The sequence below is a fragment of the Streptomyces sp. GbtcB6 genome (assembly GCF_019091475.1).
Taxonomy (GTDB): Bacteria; Actinomycetota; Actinomycetes; order Streptomycetales; family Streptomycetaceae; genus Streptomyces; species Streptomyces hyaluromycini.
In genome coordinates, this window is the sequence record NZ_JAGXJL010000054.1 from 34,631 (window position 1) to 53,429 (window position 18,799).

Genomic DNA, 18,799 nt, shown 5'->3' on the forward strand with positions numbered 1-18,799 from the left:
GGACACCGCATACGACGCCGACGCGCACGGAACCTCCGGTGCGCGTCGGCGTCGTGCGCACGGCATCGGAATCGAGAACATACCGGCGCCAGGCCGACAGGCACGGCGTGGTGACCCTCACTCCACCGTCAGGTCGCCGCCATGCTCACCGAGGGGGTGGCCGGGTGTCGTGCGCGGCCGGCTTGTGCGCGGTCAGGTCCAGGAGGACGAGCGCGTCATGGGCCGGGGTGCCGGGCTCGGCGTGGTAGGTGACCAGGCGATGACCGGGGGTGCCCTCCAGCTGCATCCCCTGGTAGCCGAGGGTGAAGGTTCCGACGTCGGGGTGGTGGTAGGTCTTGCGTCCGAACGCATGCGCCTTGACGTCGTAACGCTCCCACAGCCGGGCGAAGTCCGGGCTCTTGAGCAGGAGTTCGCCGACGAGCACGGCCAGGTCGGGTGCGTCGGGGTCGGTGCCGGCCAGGGCGCGAAGGCGGGCGACGCAGCCGCGCAGGGTGTGCTCCCGGTCGGCGAAGAGTTCGCGGGCGGCGGGGTGGAGGAAGGCGTAGCGGGCGAGGTTGCGCTGTATGACCGGCCAGTCCTCGATGCCCGCGAACAACGCCAGCCCGGCGGGGTTCCAGGCCAGCAGGTCGTTGGTGCGACCGGCGACATACGCGGGGCCCGGGCGAAGGCTCTCCAGCAGCAGCGTGACAGCGGGCCGCACGGTCCTGCTGGGGGCGACGGGAGGTTCGGGTGCTGTCCGGGCGGCACGGACGGCGAGGCTGCGCAGGTGCTCGTGTTCGTCCTCCGTCAGCAGGAGGACGCGGGCGAGTGCGTCGATGACGGACGGGCCGGGGCGGGTCTCCGTGCCGCGCTCCAGCCGGGCGTAGTAGTCGATGCTGACCCCGGCCAGGGTGGCCAGCTCCTCGCGGCGCAGCCCCGGGGTGCGGCGCAGTCCGGCGCCGGGAGACAGTCCCGCCTCGGCGGGGGTCACCTGGGCCCGGCGAGCCCGCAGGTAACGCCCCAGCTCGGTGCCACCACCGGCAGGCTGCTGCTGCCGCTCACGTGTCATACCGTCCAGTCTGCCGGGCCTGTGACCTGCGCGGCCGGCGCGTGGGGTGCCCTGTCACAGCACGGAACGCCACTGCCCGGCACGACACGGCCTGCCACGCGGCGCTGCGGGCGGGCAGGCTGGGCCAGGTCGCGGATCCCCTCTTCGTCGACCCTCCGGCGTCCGACCAACCCGCGCTTCACCGAGGAGAACCTCCGGCGCAACCTGGCCCTCGTCGCCGAGGTCGAGGCGGTGGCCGCGGGCGACCGCCTCGAAGCGGAGACGAGCCGACTGATCAACCTCTGACCCACCCCTCTTCCAAGAGCCGGAAGGCACTCGGCGCCTCTGCACCGGAGCCGGCCGGGCCGGATGCGCTGCCCGCACCGGAGGGCGGCCGCTGCTGATCGGCCGGTGCTCCGTCAACTCCCCTTCAGTTCAAGCAAGATCGGAAGACTCTTATGCGAGCGACAGTGATGTACGGCGCCCGCGACGTCCGCGTGGAGGACGTCCCGGACCCGAAGATCCAGAACCCCACCGACGCGATCGTCCGGGTGGTACTCGCCTGTGTCTGCGGCAGCGACCTGTGGCCGTACACCTCCATGCCGGCCACGGAAGAGGGCCGGCGCATGGGACACGAGTTCCTCGGCATCGTCGAGGAGACCGGCTCCGAAGTGTCCGGGGTGAAGGCCGGTGACCTGGTGGTCGCGCCCTTCCTGTGGGCGGACAACACCTGCGTCTTCTGCCGGGAAGGCCTGCACGTGGTCTGTCCGCACGGCGGCCAGTGGGGCCCGAACGGGGTCGACGGCGGCCAGGGCGAGGCGGTCCGCGTCCCACAGGCCCAGGGCACCCTGGTCAAGCTGCCGGTGGCCGAGGACTCCGCCCTCCTGCCCTCCCTGCTGAGCCTCTCCGACGTCCTGTGCACCGGCCACCACAGCGCGGTCAAGGCCGGAGTCGACGAGCGCACCACCGTCACCGTGATCGGCGACGGCGCGGTCGGCCTGTCCGCCGTACTGGCCGCCAGGCGGCTCGGAGCCGAGCGGATCATCCTGATGGGCCGGCACAAGGACCGCACCGACCTGGGTGTCGAGTTCGGGGCCACCGAGGTCGTTCCCGAACGCGGCGAGGAAGGCATCGCCCGCGTGCGGGAACTGACCGGCGGCATGGGCACCCACGCCGTGCTCGAATGCGTCGGCGCGCTGTCGGCGCTTGAGACGGGCCTCGGCGTGGTCCGGCCCGGCGGCGCGATCAGCCGGGTCGGCGTGCCGCAGTACGGCGAGATCCCCTTCGGCTTCATGGACTTCGCGAAGAACGTCACCCTCACCGGCGGCGTGGCCCCGGCCCGCGCCTACATGGAGGAACTGCTGCCCGACATCCTGGAGGGGAAGATCGAGCCGGGCCGCGTCTTCGACCGCACCATGGACCTGGACGACACCCCCGACGCGTACCGCGCGATGGCCGGCCGCGAGGCACTGAAGGTCCTGATCAAGCCCTGACGGACGGGGGTCAGCCCTGCTTCTCCTCGGCGGACCGTGCGGCGGCCCCGGCGCCGGCCCCGTCGAGGAGGAGGATCTTGTCGTGGTCGGGGGTGCCGGGTGCGGCGAAGAACACGACGAGGCGGTCGCCGGGGGTGCCGTCGAGCTGCATGGACTGGTAGCCGAGGGTGAGGTCGCCGACCTCCGGGTGGTGGAAGGTCTTGTCGCCGCGCGGGTGCGGCTGCACGTCGTAGTCCCTCCAACGGCGCACGAACTCCGGGCTTTCCAGCATGAGTTCGTCGATGAGCGGGGCCAGGCCGGGCGTGTCCGGTTCGGTGCCGGCCAGGGCGCGGATGCGGCCGACGCAGGTGCGGACCTGCTCGTCCCAGTCGGCGAACAGCTTCGGCGCATGCGGGTCCAGGAAGAGGTAGCGCAGGGCGTTGCGCCGCTCTGCCGGCCAGTCCTCGGTCCCCGCGAACAGGCGGACCGAGCCGGGGTTGCCGGCGAGGATGTCCATCGTGCGGCTGATCACGTACGCGGGGTTGGGCCGCAGGCTCTCCAGCATCAGCTCGATGTCGGGCCGCACGGTCCGTTCGGATGCGGCCGGCAGTTCCGGCGCGGACCTCCTGTCGGCCCGCTCGGCGAGATCGCGCAGATGCCGATGCTCGTGGGCGCCCAGCCGGAGGGCACGAGCGAGGGCATCGACGACGGCAGGACTGGGGTTGGTCTCCTGGCCGCGCTCCAGGCGCGCGTAGTAGTCGATGCTGATCCCGGCCAGCGTGGCCAGCTCCTCCCGGCGCAGCCCCGGCGTACGCCGCAGCCCGGCGCCCGTCGCCAGGCCGACGTCCTGCGGCGTCACCTGGCTCCGGCGGGTGCGGAGGAAGATCCCCAGCCCGCTGCCGTCGGCGTTCCGCTGCTCACGCGCCATGTGGTCCAGTATGCAGCCGGAGTCATCGCCCGATCTGCCCCCGCGTACGCCTGTCCCACCCGGGGCACCGCGATGCGGTGCCGGCCGACCGGTTGCCCGCGGGCCCGGCCCAGCCGGCCGGCCTGCCGGATCAGAGGGATGCCAGCCAGGCCGCCATGTCATCGGGGTGGCCGAAGCGGAGGGCGTCGAGAGGGGCGAAGCGGGGATCGCGGATACGGCGCTCGACTTCGCGGCGGCGGGCCCCGTGTTGCGACCAGGACCACCAGGCCGGGTGTTCCCGGCTCAGCCAGCCCGTCCAGGTCTCCCTGTTGCCGCCGAAGAGGACCTCGCGTGTGACGGTGCGCCGGAAGGACCGGCGCAGCACGCGCGGCATGATGACGCGCCTGGGATAGTCCAGCCAGATCACGGTGTCGGCCCGGTCCCACAGCAGGTCACGGACTTCCGGATAGCCGAGAGAGTCGATGATCCAGCGAGACCCGGCAGCGATCCTCGACACGTCTTCGGTCAACTTGTCATTGACGGCCCAGTCGGGGCCGTTGAAATAGACCGCGTCCATCTCGTGGTACGGCAGGCCCAGACGGCTGCTCAAGGTCTGGGCGAGTGTGGACTTGCCCGCACCGGTGACACCCACCACCAAGATCCGTTCCACGGGTGCACCCTATCCCGGCACCTTGGCATGAACGCTCCCGCGCTGCCCCCGTGGGCAGGTCAGCTTGCCGGCGGCCGCAGTCGGGGTGGATGCCGCGGATCAGGTGGCGATGTTCATGCGCGCGGAGCCGAAGCACCCCCTGCCCGTGCTTCTCCTCGCCGGCACAAGCGACCCGACGGCACCTCGGTGATCGAGACCCGCTACACCCAGCCCGGCAAGGCCTTCGTCGTGGCGTTCACGGTCTCCGGGCGGCGGCCACACGATCCCCAATCCCGACTACCGCTTCCCCACCCGCGGTGAGGAAGCCGGGACCGGCGCGCCACGGTTCGGGACCGTCCCCAAGCCGGCAGCGGATTCCCCTTCGACCGCACGACGGCTCCGCCCCGGTCTCAGGGGCAGAGTCGCTGTGGCCGTTGTCGCAGGCCAGACGTCTGCGAGCAGCGTATCGGCCGCTGACGGACGACACCGCGGCGAGCCGCGTGGCCCGGACGGTGCACGCGGGCCTGGCCTGGGCGCTCGGCCTGCTCGCGCGCTGACGGGGATGCGTCGTCAGGAAGCCTGCCGGCTGTCCTGGTCCAACTCGGTGACGTTCCGGCGAAAGTCGGTCTTCTTCCGCTCCTCCAGATGGGCGTATCCCATCAGGCCGACCAGGATCGCCAGAAGCACGGCCGAGGAGCCGGCCGTTCCGAGATCGAGTCCTCCCTTGGCGACGGGCTTGGTGAGGAAGTCACCGGCCGTGGCCCCGAGCGGCCGGGTGAGGACGAAGGCGACCCAGAACAGTACGACGTTGGGCACCGCGGGCACCCGCATCAGGACCAGCAGCACGGCGAGCAGCCCGGAGATCAGGAGGGCGCCGCCCGCGTATCCGAGTCCGGAGCTGTCGGACAGGAAGTCGCCCATCGAGGTGCCCAGGGTGTTGGAGACCAGGATCGCCGACCAGAACAGCGCCTCCCCGCGGAAGCTGACGATGTCGCGGATGACGAAGGTCATCCCGGTGTACTTCCAGACGGCGAAGATGGCGATCAGGATCGAGATCAGGATCGCGGCGCCGACGGGGTATCCCAGTCCGAGGCCCTGTGGCCCCCAACCGAGCGACGTGGCTCCGCCGGAGAGGTAGCTCGTGTCACGGTTCATGAAGTCGGACATGGTGGTCCCGGCCATGCTGGTGGACAGGATGACCGTCCAGTAGAAGAAGGGGTTGTAGCGCAGGGACCTGAGCTGGACGACCAGTGTGACCACGAAGATGAGGAAGAGCAGGACCGTGGTGATGAAGTAGCCGAGCTTGAGCGTCTGGGCGAACAGGTCACCGGCAGTCTCGCCGAGGGTCGTGGCGGCGGTCTTCATGACCCAGAAGGCCAGGGTCACCTCCGGCAGTTTCTTCATCACGGACTTGCCGGTGCCGGCGCCGTCCAGCTCGGTGAGGACTTCGGTTTTGTTCAAGGTCGGACTCCTTGTCGTCATGGCGCCGGGTCACGTGCCTGGACCCACCTTTGCCACGGCTCACGGGTTGTCGCCCGCCAGACAACCGGCGCGGGATAAGTCATGTGCCGCTCGCGGGGTGAAGCTTCCGTGAAGCAGCCCTGTCAGCGTGCTGTGCCGCCATGCGGGTGACGGTGGGGGACGGGCCGCGCGCTCACATCGGCGCCATGGGTATGCGCAGGGTGAACGTGGCGCCGTTGCCCGGTCCGAACGATGACGCGGTGACGTCTCCGCCGTGGGCGCGGGCGATGCCCCGGGCGATGGTCAGGCCGATGCCGCTGCCACCGGCCGGAGCGGGCCGGCCAGGGTGCTCAAGGCGTTCGAAGCGGCTGAAGATCCGGTTCAGGTCGCCGGCGGTGATGCCGACGCCGTCGTCCGTGACGAGGACGAGGACCTGGGGTGGCGCGTCCGGGCCGGTGCCCGCGTCGCTGCGGACGGAGATCGATACGTGCCCGTCGTGGTCGCACGCGGCCAGGGCGTTACCGAGCAGATTCACCAGCACCTGGGCGATGCGGTCGGGGTCGCAGGAGGTGATGGCCGGGGTGTCCGCCGCGACGGTGAGGGCGACCCGCTGATCGTCGTACTGGGGGCGCAGTCGTTCGGCGGTGGCCCGGGCCAGTGCGGCGACGTCAAAGCGCTTGCGGTGGAGGACGAAGGCTCCCTCCTCCACCCGGGACAGGCTGGACAGGTCGGAGGCCAGCCGGCGCAGCCGGTCCAGATCGTCGGTGAGCGAGGCGAACATCGCGTCGTCCGGCGCGAAGATGCCGTCGGCCAGGCCCTCGATCTGGCCGCGCAGGATGGTGATGGGGGTCTTCATCTCGTGGGCGACCTCGGAGACCAGCCGGGCGCGGCGCCGCTCGGTGTCCGCGAGTGCGGCCGCCAGCGTGTTCACGTCCGCGACCAGCGCGGCCAGGCCCGGCTCGCTGGGCAGGTCCAGGACGTGGTCGTAGCGTCCTTCGGCGAGCCGGTGGGTGGCGGCTCGCACGGTGTCCAGGGGGCGCACCAGGAACCGGGACATCACGACCGCCGCGACGACGGCCGCGGCCGCCCCGCTCCACAGGCCCATCGCGTCGGGGTCCAGGTAATCGTGTGCGGGACCGTTCATCAGTTCCCTGGTTCCCGACATCGCCCCGACCGCCACCAGTACGACCATGACATGGGAGAGCGCCAAGCGGGTGCGCAGCGACAGGCGGGCGTGGAACCTGCGCCACCGGGTCCGCCACCGGGCCGGCCGCACGTGGTTCACGTCCTTCCGCCCTGCGGGTGGACACGGCCGACGAACCGGTAGCCGACGTTGCGCACGGTACCCACGAACCGGGGCGCGTTGGCGTCGTCGCAGAGCGCGCGGCGCAGCGTCCGGATGTGCACGTCCACGACTCGTTCGTCGCCGAAGAAGTCCTCGCCCCACACCTGGGCCAGCAGACCGCGCCGGGTGAACACCCGGCCGGGGGCGCGGGCCATGGCGATCAGCAGGTCGAAGTCGAGGGCGGACAGCTCCGCCGTCCGATCGCCGTCGACCAGGACGGTCCGGGTACTCGGGTCGATGGTCAGACCCTCGAAGTTCAGGGTGCCGTCGGCCGCGTCCTGTTCCGCTCCGGGCCCGCTCTCGGCGCGCCGCAGGATGGCCCGGACGCGCAGCGCCAGCTCGCGCGGGCTGAACGGCTTGGTGACGTAGTCGTCGCTGCCGGTGGTGAAGCCGATGAGCCGGTCCACCTCTTCGTCCCTGGCGGTGAGCATGATCACGGGGACCTGGCTGGACTGCCGGATCCGGCGCAGTACCTGGAAGCCGTCCAGTCCGGGCAGCATCACGTCCAGCACGACCAGATCAGGCCGGTCGCGGGTGACCGCCTGCAGGCCGGAGGGCCCGTCCGGGGCCTCCAGGACCTCGAACCCGTCCGCCTCCAGATAACCGCGTACGGTCATGCGGATCTTGGGCTCGTCATCGACGACCAGAACCCGTTGCGTACTCATCGTGCTCGCTTTCGCTTTCGGTCTCGGCTTTCGGTCTCAGGTGCGGGGTCCGGTGCGGATGCGGGGCGGCCGGCGGTCTGGAGGCAGAGGTCGTCGAATCGGTCCAGCGTACGGCGGACGTCGTGACGCGGCCGGGTGAGCGGGCCGTCTGTCACAGCCCGCTCCTGCGGAGGTGAGGGTGCTCGCAGGTGGGGGAAGGGCGTGGAACGGGTGATCTGGAGTACGCCTGCGAAGGCGATCGCCCAGCAGGCCAGCCCGGCGAGTCCGGTGACCGGGGTGAGCCCGGGGGCCTCGCCGAGCAGGCCGATCCCGATCGCGACGGCGACGAACGGGTCGACCAGGGTCAGGCAGCCGACCGTGACCTCCGGTGGTCCTGATGCCTGGGCTTTCTGGACGAGCCAGAAGCCTGCGAGAACGGTGAGGGCCAGAGCCGCGAGCGTGCCGCACAGCACGGGGCTCACGCCGGAGGTCGTGAACTCCTCGCCCGCCGCCCGGATCAGTACCGACATGCAGCCGTACGAGCTCCCCGCGCCGATGGCCGCCGCCAGGCACCGCCGTCGGCCGCGCGATACCCCGGCGAGTCCGGTACAGCCGGCCACCATCGCCAGGACCAGCAGACCCGCCCGCAACTGGGCGGTCGCCGAGACGGAGGTGGCAACGGTGATCCGCGCGGCCAGTGTCGCGAAAGCCCCCGTCCCGAGGACCACCGCCAGCAGCGCGATCCCCGTGGCCGCGCCGAGCCGGGCGCGGCGCGCCCGCAGCCCCCAGAGCACGCTCACCACGACCCCGCTCACGCCCAGCGGTTGCACGACCGTCACCGGAGCCAGCCGCAGAGCGGTCACGTGCAAGCCCGCACCGGACGCCATCAGGACCAGCCCGGCAAGCCAGCGCGGCCGCCGGAACACGGACTTTCGCGGGCCGACGGCGGCACCGCGCGGCGGCTGGTGCAGAGCCTGGTGCTGGAGCCGCGCGCCCGCCGCGTAACCGCACGCGTCCAGAACCGCCAGAACCATGGCGAGCACGGTCACGGCCGGCTCCGTCCGTCGTGCCGCACCTCGGCCGTCGCGAAAGCCGTGAGAGCAGCCGTCGTCGGACGCCCCGGATCACGGTGACCGGCAGCGGCCGGCAGCGAAAGGAGACTCTGCATGCCCGCCAGACAACGCCGACCCGATAAGGCGGATACCACCCGCCGTGTGAAGCTTCCATGAAGCCGCTCGGCTCCGGAGCGGGCATCTCGGCAAGAGACAGGCACGGCGCTCGCGCAGGCCGGTGCCACAGCGGTCACGGTCGGCCACGCGGAGACGGCCTTGCCTGCCTCTTCCGGTTGTCACGCGATCCCCTGCGGTGTCTTTTCCTGCTGACATCGCTCAGCTCGGTCCTCTGCCGCTCGACGCCTCTCGCGATCTTCTTGCCGCTCCGGACGGAGAACGTGTGCGGCAGCTCGCTCGCGCCAGGCTGTTCCATGAGTCCTGAACAGCTCCTTGACCTCCAGGCGCGTTCGGCCCGACCGCCGCCGCGGCATCGCGCGGTGGATCACGGCTTCGGCACGGTGTGGGTGGGTGGTGTGGGCGCGGCCGGGGCGGTGGAGAACAGGGCGCGGCCGGAGACGACGTAGTCCGCCCCGGCCTGGAGACATACGCCGAGATTGGCGGCGTCGACACCGCCGTCGACGCCTGCCGGGAGTGCGGGGCGGGTCTGTCCGGCCTTGGCCGCCAGCGCCGGGTCGGCGGCGCCGGTGCTGCCGGGTTCGATCAGCATGACCAGAAGTCCGTCGACCATCTCGAAGCACGGCCGGACCGCGCTGAGTTCCGTTGCCGGTGCGACCGCGAGCCAGGCGGCGGCACCCGAGGCGCGGATCCGTTCGGCGGTGTCGGCCACGGCGTCGTGGTCCGCGCAGGACTCGAAGGGGAAGGTGACGCGATCGACCTTCCGGGCACAGATCTCGTCGATCAGACCGTCGAGTTCCGGTGCGATGACATGGATGTCGAGCGGCCCGGTCCGGCGCTCGGCGAGCGTGCGCACCAGGGAGAGGTCGACGCCTCGATGCCTACGGTCGTCCATGATGACGTCGGCGTGAATCCACAGGCCGGCGCGTTCCAGCCGCTGGGCGGCGGCGAACCGGTCCGCCTCGGCGACGGCGTAGATGCTGCCGGCGAGGGTGACCCCGGGGTGGCGGGCGATCTCGGTGAGGATCTCCGGATTCAGCTCCCGGTCCTGCGGGGTCATGCCGACGTGCCGGCGGACCCGGCGTTGTCGGTGTCGAGCGCGTCCCAACCGGCCAGCACCGTGTAGACCGCTTCCCGCGCGCCTCGTGAGCCGGGGCGGGGAGTGGCGACCGGCCGGGTCGCCGGTGCCCACTCGCGCAGGACGTCGCGCACCGCCCGGCCGGACGCGATGGCCGCCGCCTGCACGCAGGCGCCGCGTGCCGATGCCTCGGGGGCGTCGGCGACGAGTACCTCACGGCCGGTGAGGTCGGCCAGGAGCTGGGTATAGGCGGCGGAGCGCGCACCGCCGCCGGTGGCGATGAGGCGCCCGCCGGTGGCGATCCCGGCTGCGTTGAGGTGCCGCTCGCCGGAGACCAGGCCGAGGATGACCCCTTCGAAGGCGGCCCGTGCGATGTCCTCGCGGCTCGTCGCGGAGGTCAGTCCGGCGAGGATGCCCTGGGCGCCGGGGCGGTTGGGCTTGCGTTCGCCGTCGAGGTAGGCGGCGAGGACCGGTCCTGCGGTGCCGGTGGCGGCGAGTGCCAGTTCGGCCAGGCCCTGGTGGTCGACGCCGAGGATGCGGGCGAAGGTGTCGGTGACGCGTGCGGCGTTCAGGGTCGAGACGAGGGGGAGGTAGCCGTCGGTCATGTCGGCGACCCCGTCGACGATGCCGTCGAGATCGAACACGGGGGTCTCGCTGGTGGTGAAGACGACGCCCGAAGTGCCGAACGTGTACACCACGTCGCCGGGGGCGATCCCGAGGCCGAGGGCGGCCGCGTGCTGGTCTCCGCCGCCGGGGCCCACCAGAGTGCCCGCCGGCAGGCCGAGTGCCGCACGGGCTGTGTCCGAGACCGTTCCGACGGCCGTCGAGGCGTCCATGACCTCGGGCAGGGCGTCCGCCCAGTCGCGTTCGGCGTCGATGTGGGCCAGGAGTTCGGGGAGGTATCGGGATTGCGCGGCGCTGTAGTAGCCGGTCCCCGACGCCTCGGAGCGGTCGGTGGCGTACCGTCCCGAGAGTTTCCAGGTCAGCCAGTCGTGCGGCACGAGGGCGCGGTGCAGTTCCCGGTGGTGGGCCTCTTCCTTCTCGCCGGGGCAGGCGATCTTGCTGAGGGTGAAGGCGGCGGTCGGCAGGGATCCGACGGCGCGGATCCATTCCGGCGCTCCGATCAGCCGCTTGAGCCGTTCGAGCTGTGGTGCGGAGGTGGTGTCGTTCCACAGCTTCGCCGGCCGGACGACCTGGTCGGCGGCGTCCAGGGCGACCAGGCCATGGCACTGGCCGTCGACCGCGAGCGCGGCGATGTCACCCGTGGACACACCCGCGTCGTTCCTGGCGGCCGCGAACGCGGTTTTGAGCGCTGTCCACCAGGCGGCGGGGTCCTGCTCGCTGCTGGGCGGGAACGCGGGTGGGTGCGGTGCGCTTCCCGAGCCGAGCAGCGAGCCGTCGTGCAGGTCGCGGATCTCGACCTTGCAGGACTGGGCCGAGGAGTCGACGCCGGCGACGACGGGCATGGTGGTTCTCCTGGGCGAAGTGCGATCGCGGTCCGCTTGGGTCGGGCACGCGGTGCTGTCCGGTCGAGTCGGGCGGATCTCGGTCTTGTCCGCGGTCCCGCCCTGCCGAGGGCAACGGCATCCTGCGCACACAGGACACCGAGGCCGTACAAGTTCTGCGAGGTGATCGCGTCGATGGTCTCCCCGGCAGGCAGAGCCCGTACCTGGAGGGGCCGGGCGTCGAAGGCGACGGCCTTCACATTGCGAGCATTGCGAGCACTGCGAGCCGTCGTCGCGTGCACCGGCCCGGTCTCGGCCGGCACCGTCCTGACACGTCGCACGTCGCGGAAGCTCTTCCCGTTGCGGGCCGCGACCTGCTGCCCGGCGCAGCCCGGGTGCCCGGAGCCACCGCAGCGGCCCGGTGTCCCGGTCGGTTCGCGGATCAGCCGAACGTCCGCGGCCACCACCACGACAGCCTCGCGGCTCGATTCCCTGCTCACAGCCGGCGACCGGGCGATGTCAGTCGACCGGCGCCTTCTCGTGGGGCGTAGCACTGTTCACCACGCTCTCCCCCGCGTCCGAAGGCCGTCGGCTGCTGGGCCACGCGAGCCGGCGCAGGTCTCCCGGTGTCACGGTATCCCTGAGGTACTTGATGCCGTCGCACGAGCCGTCCTTGAAGACGCACACGGCGTCCGCGAGCCCGATCAGCTCCTCCTCCTCGGTGGACACCACGATCACGGCCACATCCCCGTCGGCGGCCATCGCACGGATCAGCGCATGGATCTCGGCCTTCGCACCGACGTCGACACCCTTGGTCGGCTCATCGAGCAGAAGCAGCCTGGGCTGCTGCAGGGCAGCCCGGGCGAACAGCACCTTCTGCTGGTTTCCACCGGACAGACGGGTGATCGGCTGCTCGGTGTCACCTCGGACGGCGACCTCCTTGAGAGCGTCGCGCGTCGCCTGGGCGATCCGCCGGCGCTGGAGCCGCCCGGCACGGCTGAACCTGTGCAGCACGGGCAGCGAGACGTTCTCCTTCGCACTCATCCCCGGAATGAAGCCGTCGGCTTTGCGTTCCTCCGAGAGAAAGGCGATCCCGGATCTGATCGCCCTGGCCGGGCTCTTCGGCCGGTACGGAGAGCCCGTCAGGGTCAGCGAACCGCCCGGCGGGCGCTCGGCTCCGTAGAGAGTACGCAGGAAGCGTGACCGCCCCGAGCCGACCAGGCCGTACAGGCCCAGCACTTCACCGGCCCGGACCTGGAGTGTCACGTCCTTGAGCCGGTCGGTGGACACGTGTACGGCGTTCAGCACGACATCGGATCCCTGCCCCTCACGGTGTGTCCGGTCCTCGGACGGACCGGCCTCCGGCCCGCTCGCCGGTGCCACGTACCCGGACGACAGTGAGGACGCGGACTCGCCGACGATGGCATGGACCACGTCGTCGTGATTCACCGTGTTCGCCGAACCGCTCAGCACGACGCGGCCGTTGGCCAGCCCGATGATGTGGTCGGCGACCGAGAAGACTTCGTCGAGCTTGTGGTCGACCAGCAGAATCCCCATGTTCCGCTCACGCGAGACGCGCTTGACGGTGGCCAGCAGATGATCGATCTGCTGTGCTTCGAGGGCCGTCGTCGGTTCGTCGAGGAGGAGGTACCGCGCGTTGCGGTTGAGCGCGGCGACCACCTCGACCATCTGGCGCTGGGCGACGGACAGTTCGCCCGCGCGATCGGTGGGAGAGGCGGTGACACCGTATTCCCTGCACAGTTCGGCGGTGCGCCGGTTCATCTCCCCCTGTGCGAGACGGCCGTGCCGGCTGGTCTCGTGGCCGAGGAAGACGTTCTGCGCGACGGTGAGCTGGTCCACCAGCCGAAGTTCCTGGTACACGCAGGCCACACCGGCGGCGAGTGAGTCCGCAGGAGTGGAGAAGTGCTGCGGCACACCGTCGAGGAGTACGGAGCCCTCGTCCGGGGTCTCGGCGCCCGCGAGCATTTACAGCAGGGTGGATTTGCCCGCGCCGTTGTGACCGACGAGTGCCAGTACCTGACCGGGGACGAGCGTGACCGTCACTCCGTCGAGGGCGCGCGTCTGTCCGTAACGCTTGCTGATCGAGCTGACAGCCAAGTGCTCCGCAGCGGTTTCAGTCACTCCTGTACACCTCTCTCCGTGTCTGCTGTCGCGATCGTCCGGGTCAGCCGACTTCGCCCGGGCCAGGGGTGCCGCTCGTGAAGATCTTCAACGGCTGGAGGACCTGCGCCGGCACCTTGGCCCCGCCGACGTACTTCTTGACGTTCTCCACGACGATCCGCGCGTAGTCGGCCGGCTCCTGGGCGGCGCACGCCTTGTAGGTGGCGTTCAACGCCGTGTCGGCGGCGCAGAATCCGTAGAGCGTGACCTTGCCGGTCTTGCCGAGCTGGCTGATCGCCTGGAGCGCGCCGACCGTTCCGGGGCCGGTGTCCGCGAAGATCACGTTGATGCCGGGGTTGCCCTGCAGCATGTCGGTGGTGACCTGCAGGCTGACGTTGGGGTCGACCTTGCTGTTGACGGTCGGACCGGTCTTCGCGTTGGTGTTCGGCTTGAGCGCGGTCTTGAAGCCGGCGTCACGCTGGTTGGTGGGGATCTGGTCGGGGTCTCCCACGATCCCGGCGCTGATCTTGGCCTTCGCTCCTCTGTCCTTGAGCAGTTGGGCGCCCATGGCCTTGCCGCCCTCGGTCTGGTCGGCGCCGACGTACTGGACGATGCTGGCGTTCTGGGTCTTCAGGTCGTCGGGCGAGATGATGACGTTGACCGAGAACACCGGTATCTTCGCCTGGTTCAGCGCCGCGACGCTGGCGGCGCCGGGCCCGGAGTTCACCGCGTTGAGGGCGACCGCGCAGACCCCCTGCTGGACGAAGCTGTTGATCTGCGAAAGCTGGGTCGAGTCGCTGTCGTTGGCGATGGCGATCTTGACGTCGAAACCGTTCTTGGCGCCGTTGTCGAGGAAGCTCTGGCGCATGGCGACGTAGTACGGGTTCACCGTGTTCGGCAGGGCGACGCCGAGTACGGGCCTGCCCTTCGTGCAACTGCTGGGAAGGGCGTTGCCGGCGTCCGCCGCGCTACCGCTCGTGGCCTGGTTGCTGCAGGCGGCTGTCAGGAGGGCGAGGGAGAAAGCCGCCGCCGCGGTCAGCCCTCTGGTTCTGTTCGACATACTTCTCTCTCCTTGATCGGCACGTTCGGCGCGGCTCGCCTGACGTGGATTGAGAACTGTTTCGGCCGCCGGTGACGGGGCAGGGACCGGGCCGAGGCCGGAGCTGAGGTGGGCGCTAGACCGCCGTGGGCTCTTTCTGGCGCTCCTGCCGGGAGTCGCCGGCGAGCGCGCCGAGGAGCGATCGGCCGCTCAGGCCGCGCCGGTAGGTGTCGAACGAGACGCCCAGCAGGATGATCAGGCCGATCACCAGGGACTGCCAGTAGCTGCTGACGTTCAGCACGTTCATGCCGTTGCTGACCGAGGCGATCAGGACGGCGCCGATCATGGCGCCGGCCACCGTGCCCGTTCCGCCGAACAGGCTCACTCCGCCGACCACCGCCGCGGCGATGGAGAAGAAGAGCTCGTTGCCCAGTCCGGTGGCCGGGAACCCGACCATCAGTCGCGAGGTGGCGATGAGACCCGCGATCCCCCCGCACGCGCCGCTCACGGCGTAGGCCAGGATGGTGACCACCCGGATGTCCACGCCGGCCAGCCGCGCCGCCGCCTTGTTTCCGCCGGAGGCGTAGACGTGCACGCCCAGCCGCGTCCGGGTCAGGAACCAGCCGGCCGCGACGGCCGCGACCAGCAGCATGATCACGGGTAGCGGGATGCCCGCGACCCGGCCCTGGCCGATCCAGGAGAAGCCCGCCTGGCGCACGGAGATGGAGTTGGCGCCGGTGATGATGAGGGGGACAGCCGTCGCGACGCCTTGGGTGGAGAACGTGACGATGAAGGGTGGCACCTTCACGTAGTGGATCACCAGGCCGTTGACCACGCCGAGCGCGAGCCCCGCGCCGACCGCCAGCACGGAGGCCACCGGCCAGGGAAGGCCGTCCCGCATCAGGACCGCGGCCAGCACGCCCGTCATGGCCACGTTGGCACCGGTCGACAGGTCGATACCGCCGGTCAGCAGTACGAACGTCTGGCCAAGAGCGAGAAACGCGATCACCGCGCCGTTCAGGAGCAGCGTCAGACCGTTGTGCACGGTGCCGAACGACGGCGACAGGATGCTCAGCACGCCGAGCACGACCAGCAGGACCAGGAAGATCCCCGTCTCGTCGGGCAGTCGGAACTTGCTCATGGGCGTCTCCACGGTTCTTCGGTTCATCGGCTCGGTCGCGAAGTCGGCTCCCGGTACGGATGGCATCGGTCAGTCCCTGCCACTCAGCCCGGCGGCGTCCAGGGGTGCCAGTTCTTCGGGGGTCTCGGTGAGCTGCCCCACGGTGCCGGCCGGGTGCGCGGACAGCACCTGCGACCAGGAGTAACCGCTCAGCCGCATCAGGGTGACCGCCAACGCGTCGCCCCAGGCCGATACGGCGAGGGTGCTGCCCATGGCGATCACGCCCCCCGGGTCCGCCTGACCGGCAGGAGCTATCTGCACACTCACGTCCGCGAGCCGGCCGAGCGTCGAATCCGCGCGAGCGGTCAGCGACAGGACACGAGCACCGCGCTCCTGCGCCCGGCGGGCGAAGTCGTTGAGCTCTCCCGAGCCGCCGCCCTTCGAGATGGCGATCACCACGTCCGCCCCGGACACCGCGCCCAGGGATCCGTGCAGTGCGTCCATGGGGTGGAGGAAGACAGCCGGCGTGCCGCAGACGGACAGGAGGTGCGCCATTCGGCGCGCCACTGTTCCCGACGTCCCCGAGCCGGCCACGACCACCTTGCCCTGGCATCCGAGCAGCAGTGAGACAGCGGACAGGAAGGACTCGTCAAGCTGTTCGGCGATGCCCGCGGTGGCGGCACCCTCCCGGCGGATCACCTCTCGGGCGCCCTCAAGGATCTGGTCCTCAGCAGGGGAACTCACGACGACATACCTCCGGGGACGGCGCGGGATCGGGCACACGGCGCGCGTGCTCGGTCGGGGAACTCCATCGGCCCGCTCCGGCCGTCACCGGCACTTACATGTGCACGCCGTAAATGCCGCGTTACGGACCTGTGGCGCGGGGTGGAGATATCAGACCTCCAGGCCGCCCATGCGTCAAGTAAGGTGCCCATATGGGCGGACGTCGACGGAGTGCGCGCCGCGGAATCATTCGCGAAGGAGAATCCGATGGGTCCAGCCGAACTCCAGCGAGCCACCACGGTCGCCCGCAGATACTTCGTGGAGGGCAAGGCGAAGACCGAGATCGCCGACGAGCTCGGCATCTCGCGCTACAAGGTGGCCCGCATCCTCGACGAGTGCCGCGAGCAGGGCATCGTGCGGATCGAGATCGGCGTGCCCACCGCCGTGGACAGCGAGCTGTCGGAACAGTTGCGTGTCGCGTTCGGGCTCCAGCACGCGCTGGTGGTCAAGGTGACCTCACCGGACGTCGTCACCCTGCGCCGCGAGCTGGGTACCGCCGCCGCGGAACTGCTCACCGAGATCGTGACCGAGGACGACGTCCTCGGGGTGAGCTGGGGGCGAACGCTCGACGCGATGGCGCGCGCACTGACCGCCCTGGCGCCGTGCAGCATCGTGCAGATGACGGGCGTGACCGGTGCGGTCGGCGCCAACAGCGCGGATCTGGTACGCCAGTTGGCAGCCGTCTCACGCGGGCCCGCCTATCCGATCTACGCACCTCTCGTGGTCTCCGACGAGAGAACGGCGAACGCGCTGTACTCCCAGCCGGGCATCGCCGCCGCCACCTCACGGTTCCCCTCCATCACCAAGGCCGCCGTGGCGATCGGCAGTTGGGACCCCGAAGGTTCGCAGTTCCATGCGGCGCTGACCCCCGCGATGCTGGCCTCACTGCGCCACGAGGACATCGCCGCGGAGGTCTGTTCGATGCTGCTCACGGAAGACGGCACTCCGCTGGACGGGGACATCAGCAGACTGACGATCAGCATCGGCGCCGATCAGCTACGGCGGATCCCGGAGGTCATCGCGGTGGCCGGAGGGGCGTCGAAGGCGCGGGCCATCCACAGCGTGCTCCGTGGCGGACTGGCTCGTTCCGTGGTGACCGACGAGAGCGCGGCACGGCTCCTGCTTGATTCGCATGCACAAATCACGGAATGACGGCTGTACTGCGCGCACCTGGGCTCGGACGGCATATCAGGCACGCTGGGGGTCTCCCCGGGAACCTCCCCGGGAACCTCGCCGGGAAGCCCCGCCGCCGGGGCCGAAGTGAGCTGTGCGCCCGCCGGCGACCTGCCGGCCCCGTCTGTCCGGCTCGCCCGAGGCCGCAAACGCCCTCCTCCTTGGGGAAAACCAGACCTGCTTGGTGAAGACCCGACCGGTCATTCCGGGTGTGTTCACAGATGCGCCGGTTCCGGTACACAAGACGCGACTCTGATGAGCCCGGCACCCGCAGCAAGCCCCGAACACCCGGGAGAGACCAGATGTCCAGACGTTACGTCAGACCCGCAGCCGTCATCGCCGCCACCGGAGTCCTGGCCGGGGTGACCGCCGCCCAGCCCTCCGCGTTCGCCGCCTCCCCCCGCCCGGCGGCCGCCGCCAAGCACGTTCTGCTGGTCTCTGTCGACGGGCTGCACCAGTCGGACCTGGCCTGGTACATCGCCAGGCACCCGAAGTCCGCGCTGGCCCGGCTGGTCGGCGGCGGCGTGGAGTACACCCACGCCAGCACCACCACGCCGTCCGACTCCTTCCCCGGCATGGTCGCCCAGGCGACCGGCGGCAGCCCCGGCACCACGGGCATCTACTACGACGACACCTACAACGCCGCGCTTCTCCCGGCGGGAACCACCAGCTGCAAGGGCGTCAAGCCCGGGGTCGAGGTGGACCTCACCGAGGACCTGGACAAGAACCAGGCCTCCATCGACGCCGGTCAGGGCCTCACGGGCCTGCCGGACAGCATCCTGTCGATGACCGGCCACCCGGCGAGCCTGATCAACGCGTCGAAGCTGCCGGTCGACCCGAAGACCTGCAAGCCGGTGTACCCGCACTCGTACCTCAAGGTGAACACGATCTTCGAGGTGGCCCGCAAGGCGGGTCTGCGCACCGCCTGGTCGGACAAGCACGCCGCCTACGAGATCCTCAACGGCCCCTCGGGCACCGGCGTCCAGGACCTGTTCACCCCGGAGATCAACAGCGACGCCCTCGGCTACCCGGCCGGTGACGACTGGACCAAGGACAACAAGGCCACCGAGCAGTACGACGGCTACAAGGTGAAGGCCGTCCTCAACGAGATCGACGGCTACGACCACAGCCGCACCCACAAGGTCGGCACCCCGGCGATCTTCGGCCTCAACTTCCAGTCGGTCTCGACCGCGCAGAAGCTGCCCGCCTCCGACGGCCTCACCGGCGGCTACACCGCCAAGAACGTCCCGGGCCCGCTGCTGGTGAAGAACCTGGACTTCGTCAACACGGAGATCGGCGCCCTGACCGCCGAGATCCGCAAGCGGCACCTCTCCGGCAGCACCGCCGT

Annotated in this window: 17 protein-coding genes and 1 pseudogene; 4 read left to right on the forward strand and 14 right to left on the reverse strand. The window is 70.5% G+C overall.

All coding sequences use genetic code 11. From position 1 onward, the window contains the following. Positions 1 to 145: 145 nt before the first annotated feature. Positions 146 to 1,048, reverse strand: coding sequence for a helix-turn-helix transcriptional regulator (locus KVT45_RS45710; RefSeq protein ID WP_217555763.1), 903 nt, complete (start codon positions 1,046 to 1,048; stop codon positions 146 to 148). 21 nt (positions 1,049 to 1,069) lie between these two features. Between KVT45_RS45710 and KVT45_RS45715 the strand changes: the two genes are divergently transcribed. Both KVT45_RS45715 and KVT45_RS45720 read left to right on the forward strand, forming a co-directional pair. After that, on the forward strand, positions 1,070 to 1,333 hold the full coding sequence (locus KVT45_RS45715; protein WP_217555765.1) for a hypothetical protein: 264 nt from the start codon (positions 1,070 to 1,072) through the stop codon (positions 1,331 to 1,333). Positions 1,334 to 1,485: 152 nt separating this feature from the next. After that, on the forward strand, positions 1,486 to 2,520 hold the full coding sequence (locus KVT45_RS45720) for an alcohol dehydrogenase catalytic domain-containing protein (protein ID WP_217555767.1): 1,035 nt from the start codon (positions 1,486 to 1,488) through the stop codon (positions 2,518 to 2,520). A gap of 10 nt (positions 2,521 to 2,530) precedes the next feature. Here KVT45_RS45720 and KVT45_RS45725 read toward each other — a convergent pair whose 3' ends face one another. The 13 genes and pseudogenes from KVT45_RS45725 to KVT45_RS45785 form a co-directional block, all read right to left on the reverse strand. After that, complete coding sequence (locus KVT45_RS45725; protein WP_217555769.1) at positions 2,531 to 3,427, reverse strand: helix-turn-helix transcriptional regulator; 897 nt, start codon at positions 3,425 to 3,427, stop codon at positions 2,531 to 2,533. A gap of 130 nt (positions 3,428 to 3,557) precedes the next feature. Continuing rightward, a complete protein-coding gene (locus tag KVT45_RS45730; protein ID WP_217555771.1) occupies positions 3,558 to 4,076 on the reverse strand; it encodes an adenylate kinase in 519 nt (172 codons plus the stop codon). A gap of 549 nt (positions 4,077 to 4,625) precedes the next feature. After that, positions 4,626 to 5,516: a hypothetical protein gene (locus tag KVT45_RS45735; RefSeq protein ID WP_217555772.1), complete on the reverse strand. Its 891-nt coding sequence runs from the start codon at positions 5,514 to 5,516 to the stop codon at positions 4,626 to 4,628. 193 nt (positions 5,517 to 5,709) lie between these two features. Continuing rightward, a complete protein-coding gene (locus KVT45_RS45740; RefSeq protein WP_308311062.1) occupies positions 5,710 to 6,801 on the reverse strand; it encodes a HAMP domain-containing sensor histidine kinase in 1,092 nt (363 codons plus the stop codon). Next, entirely contained in the window at positions 6,798 to 7,526 is a 729-nt protein-coding gene (locus KVT45_RS45745) for a response regulator transcription factor (protein WP_217555774.1), read from the reverse strand. The genes KVT45_RS45740 and KVT45_RS45745 overlap by 4 nt, the downstream gene beginning before the upstream one ends. After that, positions 7,523 to 8,554 carry a DMT family transporter gene (locus tag KVT45_RS45750; RefSeq protein WP_217555776.1) on the reverse strand — a complete coding sequence of 344 codons (1,032 nt, stop codon included), beginning with the start codon at positions 8,552 to 8,554 and terminating at the stop codon, positions 7,523 to 7,525. The genes KVT45_RS45745 and KVT45_RS45750 overlap by 4 nt, the downstream gene beginning before the upstream one ends. 505 nt (positions 8,555 to 9,059) lie before the next feature. Further along, on the reverse strand, positions 9,060 to 9,752 hold the full coding sequence (locus KVT45_RS45755; RefSeq protein WP_217555778.1) for a hypothetical protein: 693 nt from the start codon (positions 9,750 to 9,752) through the stop codon (positions 9,060 to 9,062). Further along, positions 9,749 to 11,236 (reverse strand): xylulokinase, encoded by a 1,488-nt coding sequence (locus tag KVT45_RS45760; RefSeq protein ID WP_217555780.1) that lies wholly within the window; start codon positions 11,234 to 11,236, stop codon positions 9,749 to 9,751. The genes KVT45_RS45755 and KVT45_RS45760 overlap by 4 nt, the downstream gene beginning before the upstream one ends. A gap of 498 nt (positions 11,237 to 11,734) precedes the next feature. After that, on the reverse strand, positions 11,735 to 12,772 hold the full coding sequence (locus KVT45_RS58255; protein ID WP_308311065.1) for an ATP-binding cassette domain-containing protein: 1,038 nt from the start codon (positions 12,770 to 12,772) through the stop codon (positions 11,735 to 11,737). A 78-nt stretch (positions 12,773 to 12,850) separates the two neighbouring features. Next, a pseudogene (locus KVT45_RS57050) lies at positions 12,851 to 13,357 on the reverse strand (ATP-binding cassette domain-containing protein); the annotation flags it as partial. Between the two features lie 43 nt (positions 13,358 to 13,400). Beyond that, positions 13,401 to 14,396 (reverse strand): substrate-binding domain-containing protein, encoded by a 996-nt coding sequence (locus KVT45_RS45775; RefSeq protein ID WP_217555785.1) that lies wholly within the window; start codon positions 14,394 to 14,396, stop codon positions 13,401 to 13,403. Positions 14,397 to 14,511: 115 nt separating this feature from the next. After that, on the reverse strand, positions 14,512 to 15,516 hold the full coding sequence (locus tag KVT45_RS45780) for an ABC transporter permease (RefSeq protein WP_217555787.1): 1,005 nt from the start codon (positions 15,514 to 15,516) through the stop codon (positions 14,512 to 14,514). A 69-nt stretch (positions 15,517 to 15,585) separates the two neighbouring features. Beyond that, positions 15,586 to 16,239 (reverse strand): SIS domain-containing protein, encoded by a 654-nt coding sequence (locus KVT45_RS45785; protein ID WP_217555789.1) that lies wholly within the window; start codon positions 16,237 to 16,239, stop codon positions 15,586 to 15,588. Positions 16,240 to 16,485: 246 nt separating this feature from the next. Between KVT45_RS45785 and KVT45_RS45790 the strand changes: the two genes are divergently transcribed. After that, positions 16,486 to 17,430, forward strand: a complete 945-nt coding sequence (locus KVT45_RS45790; RefSeq protein ID WP_217555791.1) for a sugar-binding transcriptional regulator — start codon at positions 16,486 to 16,488, stop codon at positions 17,428 to 17,430. A 323-nt stretch (positions 17,431 to 17,753) separates the two neighbouring features. Next, positions 17,754 to 18,799 (forward strand): alkaline phosphatase family protein (locus tag KVT45_RS45795; protein WP_254648322.1); only part of this gene is annotated, 1,046 nt, incomplete at its 3' end.

Excerpts from the sequence above, each read along its gene's own strand:
- KVT45_RS45710 (WP_217555763.1), bottom strand. The coding sequence starts at position 1,048 with ATGACACGTGAGCGGCAGCAGCAGCCTGCCGGTGGTGGCACCGAGCTG.
- KVT45_RS45720 (WP_217555767.1), top strand. The coding sequence starts at position 1,486 with ATGCGAGCGACAGTGATGTACGGCGCCCGCGACGTCCGCGTGGAGGAC.
- KVT45_RS45725 (WP_217555769.1), bottom strand. The coding sequence starts at position 3,427 with ATGGCGCGTGAGCAGCGGAACGCCGACGGCAGCGGGCTGGGGATCTTC.
- KVT45_RS45745 (WP_217555774.1), bottom strand. The coding sequence starts at position 7,526 with ATGAGTACGCAACGGGTTCTGGTCGTCGATGACGAGCCCAAGATCCGC.
- KVT45_RS45755 (WP_217555778.1), bottom strand. The coding sequence starts at position 9,752 with ATGACCCCGCAGGACCGGGAGCTGAATCCGGAGATCCTCACCGAGATC.
- KVT45_RS45760 (WP_217555780.1), bottom strand. The coding sequence starts at position 11,236 with ATGCCCGTCGTCGCCGGCGTCGACTCCTCGGCCCAGTCCTGCAAGGTC.
- KVT45_RS58255 (WP_308311065.1), bottom strand. The coding sequence starts at position 12,772 with ATGGGGATTCTGCTGGTCGACCACAAGCTCGACGAAGTCTTCTCGGTC.
- KVT45_RS45775 (WP_217555785.1), bottom strand. The coding sequence starts at position 14,396 with ATGTCGAACAGAACCAGAGGGCTGACCGCGGCGGCGGCTTTCTCCCTC.
- KVT45_RS45780 (WP_217555787.1), bottom strand. The coding sequence starts at position 15,516 with ATGAGCAAGTTCCGACTGCCCGACGAGACGGGGATCTTCCTGGTCCTG.
- KVT45_RS45790 (WP_217555791.1), top strand. The coding sequence starts at position 16,486 with ATGGGTCCAGCCGAACTCCAGCGAGCCACCACGGTCGCCCGCAGATAC.